The organism is Planotetraspora sp. GP83 (assembly GCF_041262585.1).
GTDB lineage: Bacteria > Actinomycetota > Actinomycetes > Streptosporangiales > Streptosporangiaceae > JAOEGB01.
In genome coordinates, this window is record NZ_JBGCBZ010000008.1 from 182,176 (window position 1) to 205,162 (window position 22,987).

The 22,987-nt window shown below is 70.0% G+C and carries 18 protein-coding genes; 13 read left to right on the forward strand and 5 right to left on the reverse strand.

Going from position 1 to position 22,987, the window contains the following annotated elements; all coding sequences use genetic code 11:
* Positions 1 to 12 precede the first annotated feature (12 nt).
* Entirely contained in the window at positions 13 to 546 is a 534-nt protein-coding gene (locus ABH927_RS14015; RefSeq protein ID WP_370021537.1) for a DUF4245 domain-containing protein, read from the forward strand.
* Between the two features lie 51 nt (positions 547 to 597).
* Here the strand turns inward: ABH927_RS14015 and ABH927_RS14020 are convergent, their stop codons facing one another.
* Positions 598 to 837: an exodeoxyribonuclease VII small subunit gene (locus ABH927_RS14020; RefSeq protein WP_370021675.1), complete on the reverse strand. Its 240-nt coding sequence runs from the start codon at positions 835 to 837 to the stop codon at positions 598 to 600.
* 155 nt (positions 838 to 992) lie between these two features.
* Here ABH927_RS14020 and asnB point away from each other — a divergent pair, with 155 nt between their 5' ends.
* Positions 993 to 2,840, forward strand: a complete 1,848-nt coding sequence (gene asnB, locus ABH927_RS14025) for an asparagine synthase (glutamine-hydrolyzing) (protein WP_370021539.1) — start codon at positions 993 to 995, stop codon at positions 2,838 to 2,840.
* Between the two features lie 7 nt (positions 2,841 to 2,847).
* On the opposite strand, the gene xseA is transcribed toward asnB, so the two are convergent.
* Both xseA and ABH927_RS14035 read right to left on the reverse strand, forming a co-directional pair.
* The gene (gene xseA, locus ABH927_RS14030; protein WP_370021541.1) at positions 2,848 to 4,056 is read right to left on the reverse strand and encodes an exodeoxyribonuclease VII large subunit; all 1,209 of its coding nucleotides are present in this window, start codon (positions 4,054 to 4,056) and stop codon (positions 2,848 to 2,850) included.
* A gap of 77 nt (positions 4,057 to 4,133) precedes the next feature.
* On the reverse strand, positions 4,134 to 5,018 hold the full coding sequence (locus tag ABH927_RS14035) for a hypothetical protein (RefSeq protein WP_370021543.1): 885 nt from the start codon (positions 5,016 to 5,018) through the stop codon (positions 4,134 to 4,136).
* 89 nt (positions 5,019 to 5,107) lie between these two features.
* Here ABH927_RS14035 and ABH927_RS14040 point away from each other — a divergent pair, with 89 nt between their 5' ends.
* Positions 5,108 to 6,073 carry a 4-hydroxy-3-methylbut-2-enyl diphosphate reductase gene (locus ABH927_RS14040; RefSeq protein ID WP_370021545.1) on the forward strand — a complete coding sequence of 322 codons (966 nt, stop codon included), beginning with the start codon at positions 5,108 to 5,110 and terminating at the stop codon, positions 6,071 to 6,073.
* Positions 6,074 to 6,127: 54 nt separating this feature from the next.
* Here ABH927_RS14040 and ABH927_RS14045 read toward each other — a convergent pair whose 3' ends face one another.
* Positions 6,128 to 6,655: a DUF6542 domain-containing protein gene (locus tag ABH927_RS14045; protein ID WP_370021547.1), complete on the reverse strand. Its 528-nt coding sequence runs from the start codon at positions 6,653 to 6,655 to the stop codon at positions 6,128 to 6,130.
* A gap of 10 nt (positions 6,656 to 6,665) precedes the next feature.
* Positions 6,666 to 7,961, reverse strand: coding sequence for a DNA recombination protein RmuC (locus tag ABH927_RS14050; protein WP_370021677.1), 1,296 nt, complete (start codon positions 7,959 to 7,961; stop codon positions 6,666 to 6,668).
* Between the two features lie 120 nt (positions 7,962 to 8,081).
* Here ABH927_RS14050 and ychF point away from each other — a divergent pair, with 120 nt between their 5' ends.
* The 10 genes from ychF to ABH927_RS14100 all read left to right on the forward strand — a co-directional run bounded on the left by ychF (position 8,082) and on the right by ABH927_RS14100 (position 22,987).
* Positions 8,082 to 9,170 carry a redox-regulated ATPase YchF gene (gene ychF, locus ABH927_RS14055; RefSeq protein ID WP_370021549.1) on the forward strand — a complete coding sequence of 363 codons (1,089 nt, stop codon included), beginning with the start codon at positions 8,082 to 8,084 and terminating at the stop codon, positions 9,168 to 9,170.
* Positions 9,171 to 9,313: 143 nt separating this feature from the next.
* Positions 9,314 to 10,723 carry a hypothetical protein gene (locus ABH927_RS14060; protein ID WP_370021551.1) on the forward strand — a complete coding sequence of 470 codons (1,410 nt, stop codon included), beginning with the start codon at positions 9,314 to 9,316 and terminating at the stop codon, positions 10,721 to 10,723.
* Positions 10,724 to 11,118: 395 nt separating this feature from the next.
* Positions 11,119 to 11,748 carry a hypothetical protein gene (locus ABH927_RS14065; protein WP_370021553.1) on the forward strand — a complete coding sequence of 210 codons (630 nt, stop codon included), beginning with the start codon at positions 11,119 to 11,121 and terminating at the stop codon, positions 11,746 to 11,748.
* Between the two features lie 575 nt (positions 11,749 to 12,323).
* On the forward strand, positions 12,324 to 13,334 hold the full coding sequence (locus tag ABH927_RS14070; RefSeq protein ID WP_370021555.1) for a conjugal transfer protein: 1,011 nt from the start codon (positions 12,324 to 12,326) through the stop codon (positions 13,332 to 13,334).
* A gap of 65 nt (positions 13,335 to 13,399) precedes the next feature.
* Positions 13,400 to 13,672 carry a hypothetical protein gene (locus ABH927_RS14075; RefSeq protein WP_370021679.1) on the forward strand — a complete coding sequence of 91 codons (273 nt, stop codon included), beginning with the start codon at positions 13,400 to 13,402 and terminating at the stop codon, positions 13,670 to 13,672.
* A 21-nt stretch (positions 13,673 to 13,693) separates the two neighbouring features.
* A complete protein-coding gene (locus tag ABH927_RS14080; RefSeq protein ID WP_370021557.1) occupies positions 13,694 to 16,333 on the forward strand; it encodes a TcpE family conjugal transfer membrane protein in 2,640 nt (879 codons plus the stop codon).
* Positions 16,333 to 18,810, forward strand: coding sequence for an ATP-binding protein (locus tag ABH927_RS14085; RefSeq protein WP_370021559.1), 2,478 nt, complete (start codon positions 16,333 to 16,335; stop codon positions 18,808 to 18,810). The genes ABH927_RS14080 and ABH927_RS14085 overlap by 1 nt, the downstream gene beginning before the upstream one ends.
* Entirely contained in the window at positions 18,807 to 21,188 is a 2,382-nt protein-coding gene (locus ABH927_RS14090; RefSeq protein WP_370021561.1) for a type IV secretion system protein, read from the forward strand. The genes ABH927_RS14085 and ABH927_RS14090 overlap by 4 nt, the downstream gene beginning before the upstream one ends.
* Positions 21,189 to 21,215: 27 nt before the next feature.
* Positions 21,216 to 21,860, forward strand: a complete 645-nt coding sequence (locus ABH927_RS14095) for a hypothetical protein (RefSeq protein ID WP_370021563.1) — start codon at positions 21,216 to 21,218, stop codon at positions 21,858 to 21,860.
* Positions 21,857 to 22,987 carry an NlpC/P60 family protein gene (locus ABH927_RS14100; protein WP_370021565.1) on the forward strand — a complete coding sequence of 377 codons (1,131 nt, stop codon included), beginning with the start codon at positions 21,857 to 21,859 and terminating at the stop codon, positions 22,985 to 22,987. The genes ABH927_RS14095 and ABH927_RS14100 overlap by 4 nt, the downstream gene beginning before the upstream one ends.

The window sequence follows — 22,987 nt, forward strand, 5'->3', positions numbered from 1 at the left end:
ATCTCCTCTGACGTGGGACGATTCACGCAGGGTTTCTACGGCTACGCCGTCGCGCTGGCCATCTGCCTCGCGGGCGTCGCTCTTTTTCTGCTCATCACGCCTCAGAGCAGGACCGAGCACATCCCTGCCGTGGACTACAAGATCGACCTGGCCAACGCCGCCCGGTCCGCGCCGTACGAGATCGAGGCGCCCCGCCAGGTCCTCCCGAACTGGATCCCCAACAGCTCGACGCTGACCCAGAACGGCGGCACCGTCACCTGGCGCCTGGGCTTCGCGACCGGCAAGCGGATGCACGCCATGCTCGCGCAGAGCAACGAGCAGCCGGCCGCCGCTTTCGCGAACCGGATGGCCAACACCGACAAGGCCACGGGCAGCCGCCAGATCAACGGCGCGACCTGGGAGGAGCGGTTCCGCTCGGACAAGAACCAGCGGTCGCTCGTCCGGATCCTCCCCGATCACGCCGTGGTCGTCACGGGCTCGGCCGACTGGCAGGAGCTGACCGCCCTCGCGGCCTCGCTCGCCCCCCAGTCCACCCCCGCCGCGTGACCGAGCCTGGGAGTCGCTGCCTCAGGAGACTGACCCAGACCGTCCACGCGCCTAGAAAGGCGCCTCGTCGGAGTTGGTGGGCTGGGGCTCCTGGCGCTGGGCCATCGCGGCGGCCAGCTTCACCCGGGCGCCCTGCAGCCACTCCTCGCAGACCGCGGCGAGCTTCTCTCCCCGCTCCCACAGCTCGATGGACTGCTCCAGCGTCAGCCCGCCCGTCTCCAGGCGGCGGACCACGTCGGTCAGCTCCTCGCGAGCCTGCTCGTACGACGGCGTCTGCTTCTCCTCGGCCACGGCACCCACGATAGAGGCCGCCACCGACACTCCTTGCCGCGGATCCCAGATGATCATGAAGCTCGCATTATTTGTCCTACTATAGTCGTATATGCATCCGTTTGAACGTTTTAACGGGGTATACCAGACAGACCGATGAACCGGGGGGTCGTCGAATGTGTGGCATCAGTGGCTGGGTGGACTACGGGCGCGATCTTCGGCAGGAGCGGAGGACCGCGCAGGCGATGGTTGACACGATGGCCTGCAGGGGACCGGACGCCGAGGGATTGTGGCTCGCTCCGCACGCGGCACTGGGCCACCGGAGGCTCGCCATCATCGACATCGAGGGCGGCCGCCAGCCCATGGTCGCCGAGGACGACGGCCGGGTGCTCGCCGTGCTCACCTACAGCGGTGAGGCGTACAACTTCCGAGAGCTCCGCGCCGAGCTGACCCAGCGGGGGCGCCGCTTCCGGACCCACAGCGACACCGAGGTCGTCCTCCAGGCGTATCTGGAGTGGGGCGAGGACTTCGTCGCCCGGCTCAACGGCATGTACGCCTTCGCCATCTGGGACGCCCGGCGCGAGGAGCTGCTGCTCGTCCGCGACCGGATGGGGATCAAGCCGCTCTACTACTACCCGACGCCCGACGGCGTGCTCTTCGGCTCCGAGCCCAAGGCCATCCTCGCCAACCCGCTCGCGCAGCGGGTGGTGGACGCCGACGGCCTCCGCGAGGTGCTCGCCTTCGTCAAGACGCCGGAGAAGGCGATCTTCCGCGGGATGTACGAGGTGCGCCCCGGCCAGATCGTCAAGGTACGCCGAGAGGGCCTGAGTAAGCGGCGTTACTGGCGGCTCGAAGCCCGCGAGCACACCGACGATCTCCAGACGACCATACGGACCGTCCGCGAGCTGCTGGAGGACATCGTCACGCGGCAGCTCATCTCCGATGTGCCCCTCTGCACGCTCCTGTCCGGGGGCCTCGACTCCAGTGCCGTCACGGCGCTGGCCGCGCGGGCGCTGGAGGGCCAGGGCAAGGTCCGGTCGTTCTCGGTGGACTTCGCCGGATACGAGGAGAACTTCCAGCCCGACGAGGCACGCGACACACCGGACACGCCGTACGTCCACGACGTCGTACGGCACGTCGGCTCCGAGCACGCGGACATCGTGCTCAACTCGGCCGATCTCATGGACCCGGCCGTGCGCGCGGCCGTCCTGCGGGCACGTGACCTGCCGGTTGGCATCGGCGACATGGACACGTCGCTCTACCTGCTCTTCAAGGCGATCCGCAGCCACTCCACGGTGGCGCTGTCGGGCGAGTCGGCCGACGAGGTCTTCGGCGGGTACCGCTGGTTCCACGATCCCGAGGCGGTGAACGCCCACACCTTCCCGTGGCTGGCCACACCGGCCATGCGGGGCATGTCGACACCGGGCCACTTCCTCGACGAGCAGCTGCTGCGCAAGCTCGACATACCGGCGTACCGGGCCCACAGCTACCAGCAGGCCCTGGCGGAGGTGCCGCGCCTGCCGGGCGAGAGCGGCCTGGAAAGGCGCATGCGAGAGATCAGCTACCTGCATCTCACCCGGTTCGTGCAGATCCTGCTCGACCGCAAGGACCGCATGAGCATGGCCGTCGGGCTCGAGGTCCGCGTGCCGTTCTGCGACCACCGGGTGGTTGAGTACGTCTTCAACACGCCGTGGGCGATGAAGACCTTCGACGGGTACGAGAAGAGCCTGCTGCGGGCCGCCACGGCCGACCTGCTGCCGCGCTCGGTGATCGAGCGCCGCAAGAGCCCGTATCCCTCGACGCAGGATCCCTCGTACGAGCAGGGCCTGCGCACCGAGGTGGCGCGGCTGCTCGACCGCGGGGACCTCGCCGCCGCGCCGCTCATCGACCTGAAGACGATGCGGACCGTCATCGACCAGCCGCTCGGCGCCACCAGCACCCAGAGCCCCGCCCGGATGTCGCTGGAAGGGCTGCTCCAGTTCAACGCCTGGCTGGAGCACTACGGCACGCGGATCGTCGTCTGAGAGCCCCCTACTCGTCCGGCTGGGCCGTCACGGTGACGCGGTCGTCGGAGAACCGGATGGTGAGCTCGTCGCCCGGCTTCACGTCGCGGGCGAGCCGTACGACCTCGCCGGAAGGGCGCTGGGCGATCGCGTAGCCGCGCTCCAGCGTGGCGGCGGGTGAGAGGGCCACGAGCCGGGCGCGAAGGTGTCCGAGCGAGTCGGCCGACCGGTCCAGAGATGCCGTGAGGCACCGCCGGGACCGGTCCCGCAGCGCGTCGACCTGCTCGGCGCGGCGGTCCAGCTCGCGGACGGGATCGGCGAGCGAGGGCCGCGAGCGGACCGACGCGAGCCAGGAGAGCTCCCGGTCGAGCCAGCCGCCCACCACCCTGCGGCCCCGGTCCCTGAGCTGGCGGACCAGCGTGAGCTGCTCACCGACGTCCGGCACGACCTTCTTCGCCGCGTCGGTCGGCGTCGAGGCCCGCACGTCGGCCACGAGGTCGAGAAGCGGGCTGTCCTGCTCGTGGCCGATCGCGCTCACCACAGGCGTACGGCATGCCGCGACGGCCCGGACCAGCGATTCGTCGGAGAACGGCAGCAGATCCTCCAGGGAGCCGCCGCCCCGGGTGACGATGATGACGTCGACCTCGCGGTCCGCGTCGAGCCTGCTCAACGCCTCGGTGACCTCACCGACCGCATAAGGGCCCTGTACGGCTACCGCCTCCACCTTGAACCGGACGGCGGGCCAGCGGCGGCGCGCGTTTTCCAGGACGTCGCGCTCGGCCGCCGAGTCGCGCCCGCAGATGAGCCCGATCGTGCCGGGCAGGAACGGCAGCCGCCGCTTGCGGTCCACGTTGAACAGGCCCTCACCGGCCAGCACCTGGCGGAGCCGCTCCAGCCGGGCCAGTAACTCGCCGACGCCGACCGGCCGGATCTCCATGGCGGTGAACGCGAAGGACCCCTTGTTGACCCAGAAGTCGGGCTTCACGTGCATGACGACCCGCGCGCCGTCCATCGGGCGGGGCACGCTCGCCTCGTAGACGGCACGCGCGCAGGTGATCCGGGCCGAGACGTTGGCCACCGGGTCACGGAGGGTCAGGAAGACCGTGCCACCACGGGCGGTGAGGTCGGTGATCTGCCCTTCCACCCAGATGGTGCCCAGCTTGCCGATCCACTGCGCGACCATCTGCAGCACCGACCTGATCGGCAGCGGCGCTTCCGGTGACGTCTTCGCGCTCACATGCCCTCCTCGCCGAGCCCTTACTAGATGCCTCCACTACCAGCCCCCGCAGGCTAGCCGTACCCGCCGACATTCCACTATCGGCCGAGCGGCCCACCCGGGACGTCGGTGGGCGGGGCTCCGGCTGCGAGCTTGGTCACGCGGTTCTCGAACAGGCGGATCACCTCGGCGCGGCCCGCGTGCGCCCTCTCGTAGGCGAGCAGCTCGCGCACCTGCTCGACGGTCTTGCCCCGCAGCCTCGCCCGCAGCGACGCGACCGTCAGGCCGCCATAGCCCGGCAGCGGCTCGGCGAGACCCTCCCCAGCGGCCTCGGCGGCCGGCCTCGGGGCGGGCTTGGCAGGTGCTTTGGCGGGCGCCTTCGCCGGAGCCTTGGCGGCCGGTTTGGCGGGGGCGGCCTCCGGGACCGGCGGGGCGGACGGCTTCTCGGCGGCCTTCCGCGCACGCGGCTTGGCGGGAGCCCGGCGGGGCTTGGGCGCCGACGGCGCTTCGGCCTGGCGGTCCAGCGCGGCCGCCACCTCCGGCGGCTCCGCCTCGACCGGTACGGCGGGCAGGTCGAGCTTCTCGGCTTCGCCGGGCGGAGCGGCCTCGGGCGCAGCGGCCTCGGGCTTCCGGCCGGGGGCGAAGATGACCGGCTCCGGCTTGGCGGCGGCAGGCGCCGCGGGAGCGGCGGCCTCCTTTTCGGGGCGGGGGGCGAAGATGACCGGCTCGCGGCGGGCCGGCCGCGCCTCCTCCTCCGCCGGCTCGGTCGCGGCCGGGCGCGGGGCGTATGGTGTCTCTTCCTCCGAGCCGGTCAGACGCTTGATCGTGGTCCGCACGCGGTCACCGATCAGCAGGGCGTGCCCCACGCTGCTCAGCGCGGTCTGAAGCACGTATACGGGCAGGTCCTTGGCCTTTTCCCGCAAATGGTCGCGGTGGCCCAAGACGTCACGCAGAGGTTTGGTGATGGCTCTCAGGACGGACATCGCGGCTCCTGGGGAGATATGTTTTCGGACATCCAGTCTCGCAAAGACCACAGTCAAGATGCGGCTGGCGTTCCACATAGCATAGGAACATGGATTCACAGAGCCCCGCGACCCGCCGCGTACTCGTCGCCAAGCCGCGCGGTTACTGCGCGGGCGTGGACCGTGCCGTCGAAGCGGTCGAGAAGGCCCTGGATCAGTACGGCGCGCCGATCTACGTGCGGAAGCAGATCGTTCACAACACCCACGTGGTCAAGACGCTCGAAGCCAGGGGGGCCGTCTTCGTCGAGGAGACCGAGCAGGTCCCCGAAGGGGCCATCGTGGTCTTCTCGGCCCACGGCGTGGCGCCGAGCGTCCACGAGGAGGCGGCCGGACGCCGGCTCAAGACGATCGACGCGACCTGCCCGCTGGTGACCAAGGTGCACAACGAGGCCAAGCGGTTCGCCGCGAAGGACTACGACATCCTTCTCATCGGCCACGAGGGGCACGAGGAGGTCGAGGGCACGGCGGGCGAGGCACCGCAGCACATCCAGCTCGTGGACGGGCTCGACGGCGTCGGCAGGGTCGAGGTCCGCGATCCGGAGAAGGTCGTCTGGCTCTCCCAGACCACGCTGTCGGTCGACGAGACCACCGAGACCGTCGCCCGGCTCCGTGAGCGCTTCCCCAACCTGATCGACCCGCCGAGCGACGACATCTGCTACGCCACGTCGAACCGTCAGGCGGCCGTGAAGGAGATCGCGGCGGAGTCCGAGCTGGTCATCGTCGTCGGCTCGGCCAACTCGTCCAACTCCAAGCGCCTGGTGGAGGTGGCCAAGGACTACGGGGCCGACGCCTCCTACCTGGTGGACGACGCCTCCCTCATCCGCGACGAATGGCTGGAGGGCGTGACCACGGTCGGCCTCACCAGCGGCGCCTCCGTCCCCGAGGAGCTCGTCGAAGGGGTCCTGCGCAGGCTCGCGGGGCTCGGCTTCACCGACGTCCAGGAGATCGAGTCCGTCAAGGAGAGCATGCGTTTCGCGCTGCCCCACGAGCTCAGGCGCGACCTCCGCGGGGTCTAGCCGTACGTCTGGCCCGTCTGGCGCCGGGGTGGCTCCTCAGGCCGTCGACCGGGGTCACTCGTCGGGCGCCTTGCCGTACACGCGGGGCTCGAAGTAACCCTCGGGCTCGGGGTCGAAGGCGGCCTCGCCGCTCTGGCGAGGCCGGGGGACAGGAGCGCCGCGAGAGCCTCGGGAGCCGTCGGCTCCGAGGTCCTGGCGGAGCTCCCGCACGTTGGCGGGCAAGCCGCGGGGCCAGGCGATGGCCAGCATCAGCGCGGAGCCGCCGAACAGCCACGGAGCACCCGCCGAGAGCGCGGTGAGGAGTCCGAGGCCGAGCGTCTGGAGCATGGAGCCGGAACCCATCGACCGCACCAGCTCGACGAACGCCGTGGCGGCGAAGAACACCAGCGGCGGAGTGACCACCAGAGGCAGCAGGTCGCGCGGCTGCACGAGCAGAGCCGCGGCCACGCATCCGGCCACGAAGGCCGGGCCGGGGAGAAAGACCTGGCCCAGCAGCGTGATCACAAAGAGCAGGGCGATGGCGCCCCGGGCTGTCAGCCTGAGCCCTGTCTCACTGGTCCTTGTCCCACCGGTCCTTGTCATCGAGCCCCCCTTACGACAAGTCTCGCGTCAATTTACCGTTCTGACGATGGAAAGGAGGGGGGCTTACCTGCTCTTCACCGTCGGCTTCCGGCATTCCCACGAGGCGCGGGACCTCCTCAACCAGCTCCGGTGAAGTGAGCGGTGAGTCCACGATGCCGAGGTCGTTCATCTTGCGGGCGCTCACCAGGACCCGGCTCTCTAAGGAGCCCACCGTCCGGTTGTAGGCCACGACCGCCTTCGTCAGTGCCCGGCCGAGCCCGTCGACGTGACGGCCAAGGCCGCCGAGCCTCTCGTACAGCTCCTTGCCGAGGTCGAAGACCGCGCGGGCGTTCTCGCTGAGCGCGGCCTGCTGCCAGGCGTACTGAGCCGTGCGGAGCATGGTGATCAGCGTGGTCGGGGTGGCGATGTGCACCCGCCTGTTCATGGCGTACTCCAGCAGGCCCGGATCGCGCTCCAGCGCGGGCGCCAGGAACGCCTCGCCGGGGATGAACAGCACCATGAACTCGGGCGCCGGGCTGAACGCCTGCCAGTAGGACTTCGCGGCCAGCCGGTCGACGTGCTCGCGGACATGACGGGCATGGGCGTCGAGCCGCGCCGAGATCAGGTCGGGGTCGGTCGCCTCGGCGGCCTCCAGGTACGCCGCCAGCGACACCTTGGAGTCCACGATGATGTTCTTGCCGCCGCTGAGCCGTACGACCATGTCGGGGCGCACCACACCGTCGCGGGTCACGGCGCTGACCTGCTCGTCGAAGTCGCAGAACCGGGCCATGCCGGCTATCTCGGCCACCCGGCGGAGCTGGAGCTCGCCCCACCGGCCGCGTGCCTCGGGCCGCTGGAGCGCCCTGACCAGCGCTGTCGTCTGGGTCTTGAGCTGCTCCGAGCTCTGCCGTACGAACTCCATCTGCTGGCTGAGCTCGGCGCGGGCGGCCCGGGCGCCGAGCTCGCTCTCGCGGAGCTGGGATTCGACCTTGGCGAGGGTGTCCTTGAGCGGCCCGACCAGGTTCTCCACGGCCAGCCTCCGCTGGTCGAGGTCTCCCGCGGCCTCCGCCCGCGTGGTGTTCAGCCGGTTCTCGGCGAGCTCCAGAAAGCGCAGGTTGGCGACGTCGAGGACACGGGCGGAGATGGCCTGGAATCTCTCGGAGAGCTGGTTCTCGACGTAGACGACCTTGTCCTCGGCCGCTCTCATCCTCGCCTCCGCCTCCGCCAGCCTGACGGCGACCTCCGTGGCCGCTCTGGCCCGTCCGAGCGCGAAGCCGATCGCCAGCCCGGCGGCCAGCCCCACGGCGAGCACGAGTACGAGAGCCATGACGTCCACGCCTGGATGATCCCAGGTCGTCCGTTCTCGGAGGGGGAGGCGCGCGCACGCGCCGCCGATGACGCGGCTGATGTCCGGCGCACTGGCCTCGGGCCCGTAAACTCGGCCTACGTGAGCCTGAGCATCGGCATCGTCGGCCTGCCCAACGTCGGCAAGTCAACGCTTTTCAACGCGTTGACCAAGAGTGGCAACGCCCTGGCGGCGAACTATCCGTTCGCCACGATCGAGCCCAACGTGGGCATCGTGGGCGTGCCCGACCCGCGGCTGGAGAAGCTGGCCGAGATCTACGGATCCGCGCGCATCCTGCCCGCCAAGGTGGAGTTCGTGGACATCGCGGGCCTGGTCAAGGGGGCTTCCGAAGGCCAGGGGCGAGGCAACCAGTTCCTCGCCAACATCCGCGAGACCGACGCCATCTGCCAGGTCATCCGGGTGTTCACCGATCCCGACGTCACGCACGTCGACGGCGATGTCGCGCCGGAGCGGGACATCGAGACGATCAACACCGAGCTGATCCTCGCCGACCTGCAGACGATCGAGAAGGCGCTTCCCCGGCTCCAGAAGGAGGCCAGGACCAACAAGGACCGCAAGGTCCTGCTGGAGGCCGCCGAGGCCGCCGCCAAGCTCCTCGACACCGGCACGACGCTGTACGCCGGGGGCAGGTCGGCCGGGATCGACCCCGCCGACCTGCGCGAGCTTCATCTCCTGACGGCCAAGCCGTTCCTGTACGTCTTCAATCTGGACGCGGACGAGCTGGTGGACACCGACCTCCGGGCGAAGCTGTCGGCCATCGTCGCTCCGGCCGAGGCCGTGTTCCTCGACGCCAAGATCGAGTCCGAGCTGGTCGAGCTGCCGGACGACGAGGCGCTCGAACTGCTGCAGTCGGTGGGCCAGGAGGAGTCCGGCCTGGCGCAGCTGGCCCGGGTGGGTTTCGAGACGCTCGGCCTGCAGACCTACCTGACCGCCGGTCCGAAGGAGACTCGGGCCTGGACGATCCGCAAGGGCGCCACGGCTCCCGAGGCCGCCGGGGTCATCCACACCGACTTCCAGCGTGGGTTCATCAAGGCCGAGGTCATCTCGTTCGACGACCTCATCGAGGCCGGCTCGATGACCGCCGCGAGGTCCGCCGGCAAGGCCCGCATCGAGGGCAAGGACTACGTCATGCGCGACGGCGACGTCGTGGAGTTCCGCTTCAACGTCTAAATCGGCCCTGCTCACGACACGGGGGAGCGTGGGTCAGGGCGAATCGAAGAGCCGGAACGCACAGCGCCGATCCGGATCACGACGCCTGAGTTATCCAGGCCTTCTTCCGTACAACATCGTTCGACACTGCTTACCATTTCCCCATGGTCGAGTTCGCGACGCGATCCGCCCCAGCCGGTCTCCACGCCCGCGTAAGCCGACGTCACCTGGTCTGGGGATCGGCTCTGTCGACGATCGGCATCGTGGTGATGGCGCTCACCGCGTGGTCCACGCACGAAGACCAGCACTATGACGACTTCGGATCGGCGCTGACCGTCCTGGCTGCTGTGATGGGCGGGGCGCTGTTCCTGTTCGGTTTGGGCCCGTTTCCCTCATGGCTGCTGGGAATCCTCGGGCGGTGCGCCGTACGGCTGCCGCTGCCGATGCGCCTGGCGGCCCGCGACGTGGCCGGTAATCGAGCCCGGACGGCTCCCGCAGTCGCGGCGACGATGGTCGCGACGGCCCTCGCAGTCGCGGTAATGATCATCGCGGTCGCCATAACAGCGCAGAACAGGGCGGAATACCAGCCACAGGCCAGGCCGGGCACCCTCATGGTGCGGGGGTTCTCAGCGGAAGAGGTGGCTGCCGTACGTACGGCTGTCCAACAGGAGTTACCCGGAGTGCCCATCGCGCAGATCGATCGCCAGCGCGAGAACGGGCACTTCAGCCTGGATGTGGGGAACGTAGAGCTGCCGGACCTGGAGATGGTCGCTCCGGCCGGTCTTATCGGTGACCAGGCGCTGCTCCGCTATCTCACGGGAGACCCGTCGACGCCCTACGACGAGAACACTGCCGTAGTGGTCACGTCCGACGACGTAGAAGCCGACAAGGTGACGATCTATTACGACTTCGACTCCACCAGGAACGACGAGTCGCTGTTGACCAAGAGCGTTCCGGCCATCGTCGCCAAGCCCGCCGACCCTCACGTGAAGGAGCTCTTCCTCCCGGCGAAGGTCATGCGAGACCTCGGCTATAACCTGGAGCCGGAGGGGCTGATCATCGATCCCTCCATTCATCGCACCACGTTGATCGAGCAGGAGCGGCTCGACCGTCGGCTGGGTGACACCGCGACCACTTACGTCGAGCGGGGGTTCCAGGCTTCGACAGGCTGGCGACTCTTCGTTGTGGCGGCGGTCGTCGTCGCCCTCGGCAGCGCATTGGCCGTGACCGGCCGGGTCGGCGGCTCCCGATCGGGACGTGTACTGCTACGGGTCAGCGGCGGCTCGACCGCGATCCTGCGGTTGTTCGCCGCGTGCCGTGTGGGATTCGGCGCAGCCTGCGGCACGGCGCTGGGCGCGGCCGCTGGGTGTGCCATCGGTCTGCTCCTGGCATGGCCGATGACGGCCTCGATCGAGTGGGACGCGGTACCACGGGTAGCCTTCGATACCCCGTGGCCGTTGATCTCCGCTCTGGTCATCGGTCTGCCCGTTCTTGCCGCGGCTGTCGCTGGTCTCGCGTTGCCCGGTATGACTGCCCGGGTAGCTTCTTCGGACGGGCCTCGGGGGTCGCAGTAGGGGCTCGGTGAGGCCGCCTCGGCAAAGGCATACTCAACTTCTCCAGGTATGTTGCCGCGTTGTTTTCGGCGTCTTCCCCCGCGCGTGCAACCCGGGACTGCTCCACCGGCCAAGGGGCCGGAAAGTCCGGTACGGAGGACCTGTGGAACCCGTCTCCGGCAGGTCACATCCTCGAAGGTCAGCGGAAATGCTTCCGTCAAATGGCCTAGACGCATTTGGGCGGCCGCATTGAGGATCGAGATATGGCCGCCCGGCACGATGGGTTCCGAATATCCGGCCGTCAATTCATTCAATGAACGGTCGCCGTAATTCGGCTTCCGTACAGCGAAATTGTGCCGGCCAATTCGGTTCACATACGACCCGGCTGCCCAGCCTGACCGGCCAAAGGAGGCATCATGCACCAGAAGACCAGACGGCTGGCTCTTGTGGCGATCTCCGCCACGATCACGGCAGGTGGTGTCGCGCTCGCGAGCGCACCCGCATTCGCCGGCACTCACGCGTCCGCGCCAGCGTCAGCAAGCCAACCGTGCAGGTGGGAGCAGACGGGCTCGCTGGCCACGGGCGCGCAGATGCAGAGAGTCTGTGATTCTCAGGTCTCCCAGACCGGCTACAGGGGCACCGCGCCGGCGGTCGGCATTCCCGCCGGCATGCCGACGGTCACGGTTCCGGCGGGCACCGCTCCGGCAGGCCTCGTTCCCATAGTCATCCCGGAGAACATCCCGATCCAGGTCCGGCAGCAGTTCGCGACCGAACAGCTCGGGCTGTCCCAGAGCCATGAGAGCGCGCAACTCGCCCTCAAGCAGAAGTTCGAGCAGGAGGCGTTCAAGGCCAAGCAGCAGATCGCGCAGCAGGAGTTCGACATCCAGCAGCGGCTCGCGAGTGAGGGGCAGCAACTCGAGCAGAAGATCGCGAAGGAAGAGCTCGGGTTCAAGCAGAAGGTCGAAACCACGACGCCTGGCAAGGCGGCGGCGCCCGGCCAGCTGGCAGCGCAGATCATGCCCCAGGTAGTGGTGCTGCGCGGCTAGGAGGGAGAACAGCCGGATGAGGGTAGGCCCCGCACTTCCTTCACGGAGGTGCGGGGCCACCCGTACGCGTCCGGGTCACGCTCGGGTTGTCGCGGCAGGTCGATGATCATAGAATCACGGTCTGGATCGGGCCACGTGAGTGCCCCGAAGGCGCGCCGGGCGTCCCATCTCCTGGCGTGTCGTCTCGCCGTCCAGGGCGAACCCGAGAAACCGCAGGTCGGCCCTGCTTATGGCTGGATATGTGAGGGTTGTCCTGTGCGGAGGGGTCGGGTCCAGCCCTTACATCGTCCCCGCCGATACCTCTCTGAGCTGCGGGGACAGCAATTCGTGGCGGTTAGGTAATCGATGTCCCCGCTGGCCAGGCGTAACGTGCTTTTCCGCAGAGCGGATAGGTGTGGGGCGTCTCATCGGGATGTAGACCTGGTTTGCTCGGTCGCGGCGATGCTTGCACCATGGGCGTGGCTTACCTGGAAGAATTGGCGAGACCGCTAAGGTGAATACTTCAATGCGGCTAACCGGATCGAGAGTAAGACGACACCGCGCCAGCCGGGGGGATCGGCGCGAGCGGAGGCGTGATGGCTCGCAGGTCAACCGTCCAGCAGGATCCTCGGATCGCTGGCGACCCCGAGTCGTACCCTCCGGACGGTTTTGATCGGGTGCCTGTCGCGGGCAGGGCTTCGCCCCGGCGCGGGGGCTGGGGTGGCGGCGGGGGCCGCTGGCTCGTCTGGGCCGGCCGCGTCGTTCTCTGGGCGCTCATCATCGTGATCGTCGTCAACGGCGTCCGGGCGCCGTTCGAGCGGCTGAGCCAGGACGCCGGCACGACCGGCGCGACGGCCGGCCCCACCGATTCGGGGTTCCCGGTGACGCAGGCCGCCGCCTTCGCCAACCAGTTCGCCGCGGTCTACCTGAACTTCGACGCCGCCAATCCGCAGCAACGGGCGGAACGGCTGAGGGCGTTCGTTCCCACAGGCGGGGAGCAGTTCGGCTGGAACGGCTACGGCCGGATGTCCGCGGGGGCCTTCCAGTTCGCCGGGATCAAGGTGAACGGCCCGGACAACGCGGTCGTCACGGTGACCTACCAGTCCGGCGGCAGCCGTGGCCTGCTCTCCGTGCCGGTCTACTACGACGGCAGCCGGTTCGTGGTCGCCGCGCAGCCGGGGCTGCTGCCCGCGGGCGGGCCGGCCGGGCTTCCGCAGCTCCCCGACCCCGACCGCGACCAGACCGTGGAAGCCGAGTTGCAACCGCAGCTGGAGGGCTTCTTCAAGGCGTTCGCCGCGGGCAACCAGGTGGACCTGCAGCGGTATGTCGCGAGCGGGGTGACGATCGAGGGCTTCACCGGGCAGTTCACCCTGGCGCAGCTCAAGGACGTCGTCGTGCCGCAGGGCACGGCGAACAGCAGGGAGGTCACCGCCGTGGTCGTGTGGGCCGTGTCGCCGGGCGGGGCGGAAGCCGTCCCGACCCCCGGGTCGAACGACCCGGCCACCCAGCCCGCCGGTCTGGAACAGGCCTACCAGCTGACCATGGAGAAGCAGGGCGGCAAGTGGTTCGTCAGGCAGATCCAGGGTGCGAGCCGGTCCGTGGGGTAGCGCATGCCCGGCCATGACATCGCTGATCCATACCCCCGGGAGGGCGAGAATTGATCCTGAAAACCATGGTGGACGGTGTCTTCGCACTGGCCAGTCCGTCGCCGCCGACGACGACGGGAATCAACACCGCGGGCCTGGCGGATTTCCTCCGCACCTTCTTCGCCCCGCTTTTCCTCGCGGTCGTCTCCGTCGTGGCCATTTTCTTCCTCTTCACCCGAGAGATCACCAGATTTGTGCAGTTCATCATCCTGGCGATCGCAATCGGCGTGATCTTCTATGTTCCCAACATCATCGAGGTGACGGCGAAGGCGATCGCGGGCGCGCTCGGCATCAAGTGATCCGGCGGAGAGGAGGAACGGGTGGATCTGCCCACATATACCAATATTTGGCGAATTGAGAAGCGGCTGTACAAGCTGTACGACCTACGGCTGCCGATGCCGCTTCCCATCGTCTGGATCGGTGTGTTCGTGGGCGTGCTCGCCCCGTGGTCGCTGTTCCTCTACCTCATCGGCCTGCCGTTCGCGGCCCCCTGGCATGTCCTCTACCTGGTCCCTCCAGGGGTTCTGACCTGGCTGTCGACCCGGCCCGTCATCGAGAGCAAGCGGCTGACGGAGCTCATGCAGTCGCAGGTCCGCTACATGGCCGAGCCGCGCACCTGGTGCCGCATGGCCCCTGTGAACGAGCCCGATGAGATCACCTTCACCGCGCGTGTCTGGCGGACCGCTCCACTGGCGTCGCTCGCCACGGAGGAGACGGTAACCGCCAAGGAGGCACGCAAGTCGGCCGGCAAAGCGGCCGGCAAAGCGGCCAGGAAGGCGGCGAACATGGCCGCGGGCAAGGCGGCGAACAAGCCTGGCAAGGCCGGCCGTACGGCACCGGCCAAGGCTCCCGCCGCCGTCATGGCCACGCCATCCGCCCCGGCAGGGGGGAGGGGCCGGGCCAGGGCCGTCGAGCCGTGGTCCCCCGAGCGCTCAGCTCCCGCCCGTTCCGTGCCCGGCCTCGCCGCCGTCCCTCCCACGGTCGCCGACCCCGCTGCGCCGGGCTCTCCCGGCACCGTCCACCCGGCGGTCGCCGCCGCTGCCGCCGCCGCGACCCCGGTGGTCGACACCTCGGCTGCGGCCTCGTGGAGTACGGCAACCGCCCCCGCGAGGGGGCTCCCGCCGAGGCACAGCCACACGGAGGTCGCTCCGGGCCAGCCGGTGTTCTACATGCCGGAGCCGTCCCAACGTGCCGTGAGAGGGCCTTCGCCCACCGCGGAACCCGAAGCCGCATCCGCCGAGCGGTCCGGCGTGGCGGAGCAGTCAACAAGCTCGGCGGAGCATTCAGGATCCGCTGGAGCGGCCTCCGGGGAACCGGCCGCCGCCGTCCCGCCCATCGGCACGGAGGCGCTCCGGCGGCTCCGCAGGCTGGCCGCCTCCGCTGAGCCTCCCGCCGCACGGCCCGCCTTGGATCCGGTACGGCCCGGCGGCGCCGACGACACCGTTTCGCCCGCTGCTCCCGGCGCCATCAAGCAGCCCGGCGGCCGGGACGCCGTGCGGTACAGCGCTCGCGATGCCGTACGGCCGGGCGGCCCCGATCGTGAGCAGCCCAGTGGCCCGGATGCGGAGCGCGCAGGCCAGGAAGCGGCGGCCGGCTCGCCCAGCACGGCGGCCAGTTCACCGGCCGCCGTGCCCGACCAGGCCGTTGTGGAGCAGCCCGTCGCGACGGCCGTTCCCGAGGAGCGCGGGGACGCTCGGGAGCAGCACAGGAAGGGGCAGCCTCCGCGTCTGGTCCGGCGGCCTGAGCCCCCGAGGGCTCCGTCCGAAGCCCAGCCGCCCGAAGCCCAGCCGCCCGGAGCCCAGCCATCCGGAGCCCAGCCATCCGGGCACACCGCTCAGCCGGCTCAGCGCGACGCGCACCCGGGAGCCGGACCGGCTTCCCGGCCGGATGCTGGAGAACAGGGCGGTGCGTTCGCGGGGGCTGCGGGGGTGTCGATCCGGGCTGTCCCGGCGGGACCGCTGAGCGGCAGGCCCGGGGGGCCGGCCAGCCCGGCTGTGCCTCCGGCTCCGAGAACCGCTCCCACGCCCGCCGGTCCGGCGGACGAGCCGCCCAGGGTCCGCCGCGTGGAGTCCGTCGTGGGGCGTGACCCCTCGGGCGGCTGGCGCAGGCTCGCCCAGGTCGTCGTCGGCGGAAGCCGTACCGACGGGATGGAGATCGACGAGGCGCGGGCCCGCACGATGCTCACGAGCAGCAGGCGGATCATGGTGCTGGGCTGCACCGGCGGCGCGGGGCAGACGACGACGGCGCTGATGCTGGGGCACACGCTGGCCCGCTACCGCGAAGACCGGGTGCTGGCCCTCGACGCGAACACCGGCGACAACACGCTGACGAGCAGGATCCAGGCCGAGTCGCCCGAGACGCTGAGCTCTCTCCTCGAAGGCTCGGGCACGGTGAGCGGCTACCTCGGCATGCGGGCGTACACGACCCGGTGCGAGTCGGGCCTGGAGGTCGTCGGCGCCGACACCGACGACGGGGCCGCCCAGCGGCTGGCGGACCGCGCGCACCTGGCCGACTGGCGGCGGACTCTCAGCACGCTCGACCGGCACTACCGCCTGATCGTGGTGGACCCAGCGGCTTCGCTCGCGGCGCGGCTGCTGCCGTACGCCGACCAGTTAGTGCTGGTCGCCCCGGCGAGTGAGGACGCGCCGGACGCGATCGCGATGACGTACGAGTGGCTCGACGGCCATGGCTGCTCGGACCTGCGGCGCAGGGCGGTGATGGTGATCAACGGCGTGAGCCGCCGGAGCCTTCCGGACGTCGAGCAGGCCGAGGCGGTGGCCAGCGGCCGGTGCAGGGCGATCGTCCGCGTCCCGTGGGAGGACGAGCTCGCTCCCGGGCGTCCTGGACCGGTTGACGTCAACCACCTTCGGACCGGCGGCCGCAGGGCGTACGTTGCACTTGCGGGAGTGATCGTGAGTGGCCTGGCGGCGATCCAGGCCAAGCAGGAGGTGGCGAGATAATGAGCAGGGCGCGAAGCCGCCTCGCGGTGCGGTATTTCGACGATCGCGTCCTTCTGACCGACTCGGCGGCGTGGGCCTACTTCCGGCTGCCGACGGTGAGCTACGAGTTCCTCACCCCCGAGGAGCGCGAGGCGCTCGCGAACAACATCACGATCGCGCTGGCGGCCATCAGGATGCCCGACGCCGAGGTGCACCTGCGCATCGCCCATCGGGCCTATCCGGCCGCCGAGTGGGCGATGGCGCTCAACAACACGTCGGACGAGGGCCCGGGCTGGCGTGAGTATCTGGAGGAGATGTACCGGCACGTCTGGGCGAAAGACTTCTGGAGCAAGGAGGTCTACCTCGGCGTACGGCTCGGCCCGCGTGGCGCCCAGCTCGGCTCGGGTGTGCTGGCCCAGCTCTTCGGCTTCTACCAGCGGAGCGAGAAGGCCCTCGGGATCGACGACGACCACGTCCCCGAGCGGGAGATCGAGCGGTGGACGGACAACGCGGAACGGCTCGGCCGCGCCCTCGCCTCCAGCGCCCTCTACGCCCGCCACGCCACCTCCACCGAGATCGCCTGGCTGTTCCAGCACGCCGCCGCCGGGGCGCTCGGCGAGCCGCTGCCGTCGGCCTCGCCGCGCCGCAAATGGGGCAAGGGCGAGATCGAGTCGCTGGTCGAGGGGCAGATCCACAACGGCCGGTCGCTGCTGCGGATCGAGCAGCCGTCGGGCGACTCGTACACGGCCCACCTGTCGTTCGCCCGCTTCCCCGACCTCATGGCCTTTCCCGACGGGGAGCCGTGGCTGCACTTCGCCGACCAGCTTCCGTTCCCGGTGGAGATCTCCAGCAGGATGCGGCTGATCTCGCCGGTCCGGGCCAGCAAGGACGTGGCGCGCAAGCTCGCCCACGCCCGCGACATGGACATCCACATCCGCGAGGCGGGAGCGGAGGCGCCGCTCGCGCTGGCGGAGCAGATCGACGCCGCCCGGATGCTGGAGCACGGGATCACCAAGGAGCGCCTCCCCTTCGTGTACGGCTGGCACCGGTTGAGCGTGAGCGCGCCCACGGAGGAGATCTGCGTGCAGCGGGTCGAGGCGGTCGTCGAGCACTACCGCGACCTGGGCATCGACGTGGTCAACTCCACGGGCGACCAGTTCTCGCTGTTCTGCGAGGCCCTTCCGGGGGAGAAGATCCGGGTCAACGCGTACGCGCAGAGGCAGCCGCTCCGCACGATCGCCGGAGGCATGGCCACCGCGACCGTCGAGCTCGGCGACCGCGTCGACGAGTCGAACGCCGGGTGGGCCGGGCCGTACATCGGGGAGACCTTGGGGCGGGCCCGCAGCATCGTCCACTTCGACCCGCTGGTGGCGGCGACGCGCAACCGCCCGACGGCCATCGCGATCACGGGTGAGCCCGGCGGCGGCAAGACGACCCTCGCCCTGCTGCTCATCTACCAGATGGCCCTGCGCGGCGTGACGGTCGCGGTCATCGACCCCAAGGGCGACGCCGAGTCGCTCGTGCAGCTCCTCCACCGGCGCGGCCGGAGGGCGCGGATCATCCCGCTCGGCTCGGCCGCGCCCGGCCTGCTCGACCCATTCTCCTTCGGCGACGACATCGCGGCCAAGAAGACGATGGCCAGCGAGACGCTGCGCCTGCTGCTCCCGCGCATGTCGGAGGAGCGCGAGTCGGCGATGATCCAGGCGGTGGCGGCGGTCTCCAACGAGCCCGACCCGTCCCTCGGCAAGGTGGTCGCCCATCTGGAGAAGTCGGCGGACCCGGCGTCGAAGAACCTCGGGGCCGTGCTGCGCTCGATGTCCGAGATGCACCTGGCCAGGCTCTGCTTCGACCCCTCGGGCGGCGACCAGATCGACACCGAGGGGTGGACGACGGTCTTCACGCTGGGCGGGCTCACCCTGCCGGACGTCGCGACAGTCCGCGACGACTACTCCTACGAGCAGCGGCTGTCGGTCGCCCTGCTCTATCTCGTCTCGCAGTTCGCCCGGCGGCTGATGAACGGCCTTGACCGGCGGACTCCCAAGGCGATCTTCCTTGACGAGGCGTGGGCGATCACGTCCACGCCGGAGGGCGCCAAGCTGGTGCCCGAGGTCTCCAGGATGGGCCGGTCCCGCAACACGGCGCTCGTCCTGGTGTCGCAGAACGCCGGTGACCTGCTGAGCGAGCAGGTGACCAACTGCCTGTCGTCGGTCTTCGCGTTCCGCTCCACAGAGCGGGTGGAGGTCGAGCACGTGATGGAGTTGCTCGGCGTGGACCCGTCGGAGGAGCACAAGGGCGTGCTTCGCTCGCTCGGCAATGGCGAGTGCGTGTTCCGGGATCTGGACGGCCGGGCGGGCCGTATCGGGGTGGACCTGATCTCGGAGGAGCTGCTGCGATGGCTCGACACCAATCCGACGCACGACAAACCAAGCGAGAACGGGCATGATCTTCTTGACGGGGGCTCCGGTCGGTCGGGGGTCGCGCAGGAGGTGCGGTCTTGAGATTGCGCAGGAACGGTCGCGGTCGGTCCAGAGTTCGGCGCAGGCTCGCCCTGCTCCTCGTGGTCTTCGCGGCGTTCGTGACGCTGCCACTCGTCTTCCCTGTCGACACGGCGAGCGCGATCGGGCCGTGTGATCTGTCGCCCGCCCTCGCGCCCGAGATCGTGGGCGGGGGAGTCGACGGCCTGGTCGAGGCTCCGGCGCCCGACACCGGCGACACGGGAGCCGTCACCGGCGCGAGCGTGGGAGCGGGAACGCTGACCGGCGTGACGCCGACAGCCCCGAAGACGGCTGCCACCAACTACGGCCGGTACGGCATGGCCGGGCAGTTCTGGCACACCTACGGGCTCGGCTGCTCGGACGTGACCGCGGTGATCGGCAACGCCTGGGCGAACACCGTCTTCGCCTGGGCCAAGGCCGTCGACCGGCTGACGATCACGACCTACCAGGCGGCGGCCACGGAAGGACCGCTCCAGCCGATCAAGGACGTGGCCGACGACATCGTCACCAATCTGGCCAACGCCATGTACTGGCCCTATCTGCGGCCGATCGTCATCCTCGGCGCGATCTGGCTGGCCTGGTTCGGCCTGATCCGCAAGCGGGCGACCACGACCACCGAGGGCGTCATCTGGATGGTCCTGGCGGTCACCGTGGCGATCTGGTTCTTCAGCCGCCCCGGCGACTTCACCGGGCTGGGGAAGACGGTGACCGACAAGACCGGTGAGGTGATCAACTCCGCGTTCTCCGGGCTTCCCGGCGCGGGCGGAGCCTCGTGCCTTCCGGCGAAGGGCGACACCACCGCGCAGGCCCAGGCGGGCGGATACGGCCACACGGGCACGCCCGGCGTCGACCAGAACGCCGACGCGCTGTGGTCCACGCTGGTCTGCAAGCCGTGGCTGATGGGCGAGCTCGGCACTGCCGACGCCAACGCTCCGGTGGTGCGCGACTTCGGCTCCAAGATCCTCGACATCCAGGCGATCGACGCCGACGAGCAGGCCGCCAAGCAGATGCCCGGCAGCGACGCCCACCAGAAGCGCTATGAGGACGAGGTCGTCAAACCCCTTGAGAACACCTCGGTGTTCTTCCTCCTCCAGGGCAAGGACTGGACCGGCCGTCTCGGCATCGCGATCGGCGCGTTCATCGCGGCCATGGTGGCCGGGGTGCTGATCTTCCTGGTCGCGGTGTCGTTGCTGGTGCTGAAGGTCGGCTTCCTGCTGCTGCTGATGCTCGGGCCGGTGTTCCTGCTGCTCGGCGTGCATCCCGGCTCGGGGCGGATCATCGCGATGCGCTGGGTCGAGATGCTGGTAGGCACGCTGCTCCGGCAGGCCGTCCTGGCGCTCGTGCTGGGCATCCTCATCTACGGCTATTCGCTGATCATCTCCACGAACCTGCCGTGGGGCATGCAGATCATGTTCATGGCGCTGCTGACGATCGCGGTGTTCTTCTACCGGCGGCCGTTCCAGCACCTGTTCGCCTCCATGGACGGCCACACGATCGCGACGCGGATGCTCGGGGAGGCCGCCGCCGCGCCCACCCTGTCGCGGGCCGCCAACGCCCTGCCTCCGGTGGCCGCCACGCGGGCGGCCCGCTGGGGGCTGCGCAAGGCCGAGCCGGTCATCGGCGCCGCCGCGATGGCGAGCGGGGCCGGCACGGCGGCCGCCGCCGCGTCCGCGGTGGCCCAGGGCCGAGTCCGGGGCGAGGAGGGCGCCGCCGCGGGCGCCGCCGCCGGGCAGGCCGGCGCGAGGGCCGGGGCGCAGCCCGTGCCTCTGGAGACCGAGGCGCAGGCCGCCGGCCGGCGCAAGGCCGGCGGAGCGGTTCCCCGCACCGGCTCGGCGCCGCCGCTCAACCTCACCGGAGTCAGGCCGTCAAGTCCCGTACGGCCCGCCGGGCCGACCCGGGTTCCCTCACCCGCGGGTCCCAGCACGGGCTCGGGCTCCCCGCCTTCAGGTGCGGGTTCTCGGGGATCCTCCGGCTCCGGTTCGCCAAGTTCGGGATCCGGCGGCGGCGGGGGCTGGTTCAGCGGCCGGTCCGGAGGCTGGGCCTCGCGGCCCTCCACGCCGAGCGGTTCCCGCGGGTCGGGAGGCCCTTCGTCCGGCGGCCGTTCAGCCGGAGGCCGCTCGTCGAGTGGCCGTTCGTCCGGCGGGGGCGGCGGCCTGTTCGGTGGCGGCTCCGGCTCTGGCTCCGGCTCTGGCTCCGGTTCCGGTTCCGGTTCCGGCTCTGGCGGTTCGGGCGCCCGGCCGCGTCCCGCACCTCCGCGGGAGAGCAGGTCACGGTCGTCCGAGGCGCCCCCGCTGTGGCTCCCGAGCAGGGGGGACAGCGGACGAGGGGCCGACGGCGCCCCCGCGCCGTTCTGGGCGCGGCCCGCCGACAGCGACTCGTGAGGGACTCGTGACGACGCGGAGTCACCCATGACGACGACCCCGGGAAGCGACCGGAGGAAAGGGCTCGCCTTCGCCGGCGCCGTGGTGGTGCTGGCCGCCGTCGGCGTCTACCTGACGATGAGCCCGCCGTCCGGAGGCGGCAGCGGTCCGACCAGGGAACAGGCCGTCGCCCCGTCGACCGCGGCGGCCGCTCCCACGCGGCAGCCGACCCAGGTCGCCAGCACGCCGGGCGCGTTCGACGTCTACCAGTACCTGCCGCTGTCGCGGCAGGAGCTCGGCGCGGCGGCGGACTTCGCCCGGCGGTTCACGGAGTCGTACGGCACGTTCCAGTACGGCGAGGACCCGGCGGCCTTCGCCGGGCGGCTCAAGGCGTTCGCGACCGATGACTTCGGCGCGCAGCTCACCAAGGCCATGACCGACCCGGGGCTGGTGTCGCAGAACCGTGCCGACCAGGTGGTCTCCCAGGGGACGGCCAAGGTGGCGTCGATCCGTGACATGTCCGCCAACATGGTGGTCTTCGTCGTCGACTCGGTCCGGCAGGTGACGGCCAGGAGCGGCGGCAAGACGCAGAGCGACCAGTACGCCGTGACCGTGGTCAAGGTCGGCACCGACTGGCGGATCTACGACCTGGAGCCGGCCGACGCCGGGCAGGACGGGGACTCGTCGCCGTGACAGCGCCGCCACGCACGCCGTTTCGGGGGTTGTGGGGGCGGGCCGCGGCCAAGAGCCTCTCCTGGCGCGGAATCGCCGTCGCACTGGCCTTCATCGTCCCGATGACGCTGTTCGGGTCGATCATCCTGATGACCCCGTCTCCGTCGATCATCCTGGGCGGCCGCTCCGGGGAGGACTGCGCGGAGGCGGCCACCGCCGTCGACCTCTCCGAGACCGCCCGTTCGGACATCCCCTCCGAATATCTCCAGCTCTACAAGAAGTTCGGCGAGAAGATCGGCGTCCAGTGGAACGTGCTCGCCGCGATCGGGAAGCGGGAGACCGACCACGGCCGGTCGAAGCTGCCCGGTGTCCAGAGCGGCACCAACTACGCGGGCGCGGCCGGGCCGATGCAGTTCCTGGTCAGCACCTGGGGCGGCAAGGCCAAAATAAAGATCGGCTCAGGGGTCAACGGCTACGCCTCGGACGGCGATGGTGACGGCTACGGCGACATCTACAACCCCGCCGACGCCATCCTCGGGGCGGCGAAGATGCTCAAACGCAACGGCGCCCCCGACGACCTCCGGAGGGCCATCTTCGTCTACAACCGGGCGACGTGGTACGTCGACCAGGTCCTGGAGATCGCCAAGCGCTACGACGCCACGGGCGACATCGGCGTCCCGGCCGAGGCCGACCCGGCCTGCGACTCCACCTATGTCGCCACGGCGTCCAGCGAGGTCGTCCGGAAGATCCTCGAGTACGCGCTGGCCCAGCGCGGCAAGCCGTACCGATGGGGCGGGACGGGGCCCGACGCCTTCGACTGCTCGGGCATCATCTACATGGCCTACCGCAACGCCGGGCTGACGATCCCCCGGACGACCTTCGGCCAGTGGCCGTTCGGCGAGCCGGTGCAGGAGGGCAGCGAACAGCCGGGTGACCTGGTGTTCTTCAACGCCGGCCCCGGCACGTCGGCCGACCATCCGGGGCACGTCGGGCTCGTGGTCTCACCGGGGAAGATGGTCGAGGCCCGATGCACCCTCTGCGGACCCATCAAGGTCACGACGTACAAGGACAGGCCGAACATCGTCGGCTTCACCCGCCCGCTGGAGAACGCCGATGTGGCGGAGCAGCTCAAGAGAGCCCTAATCTAG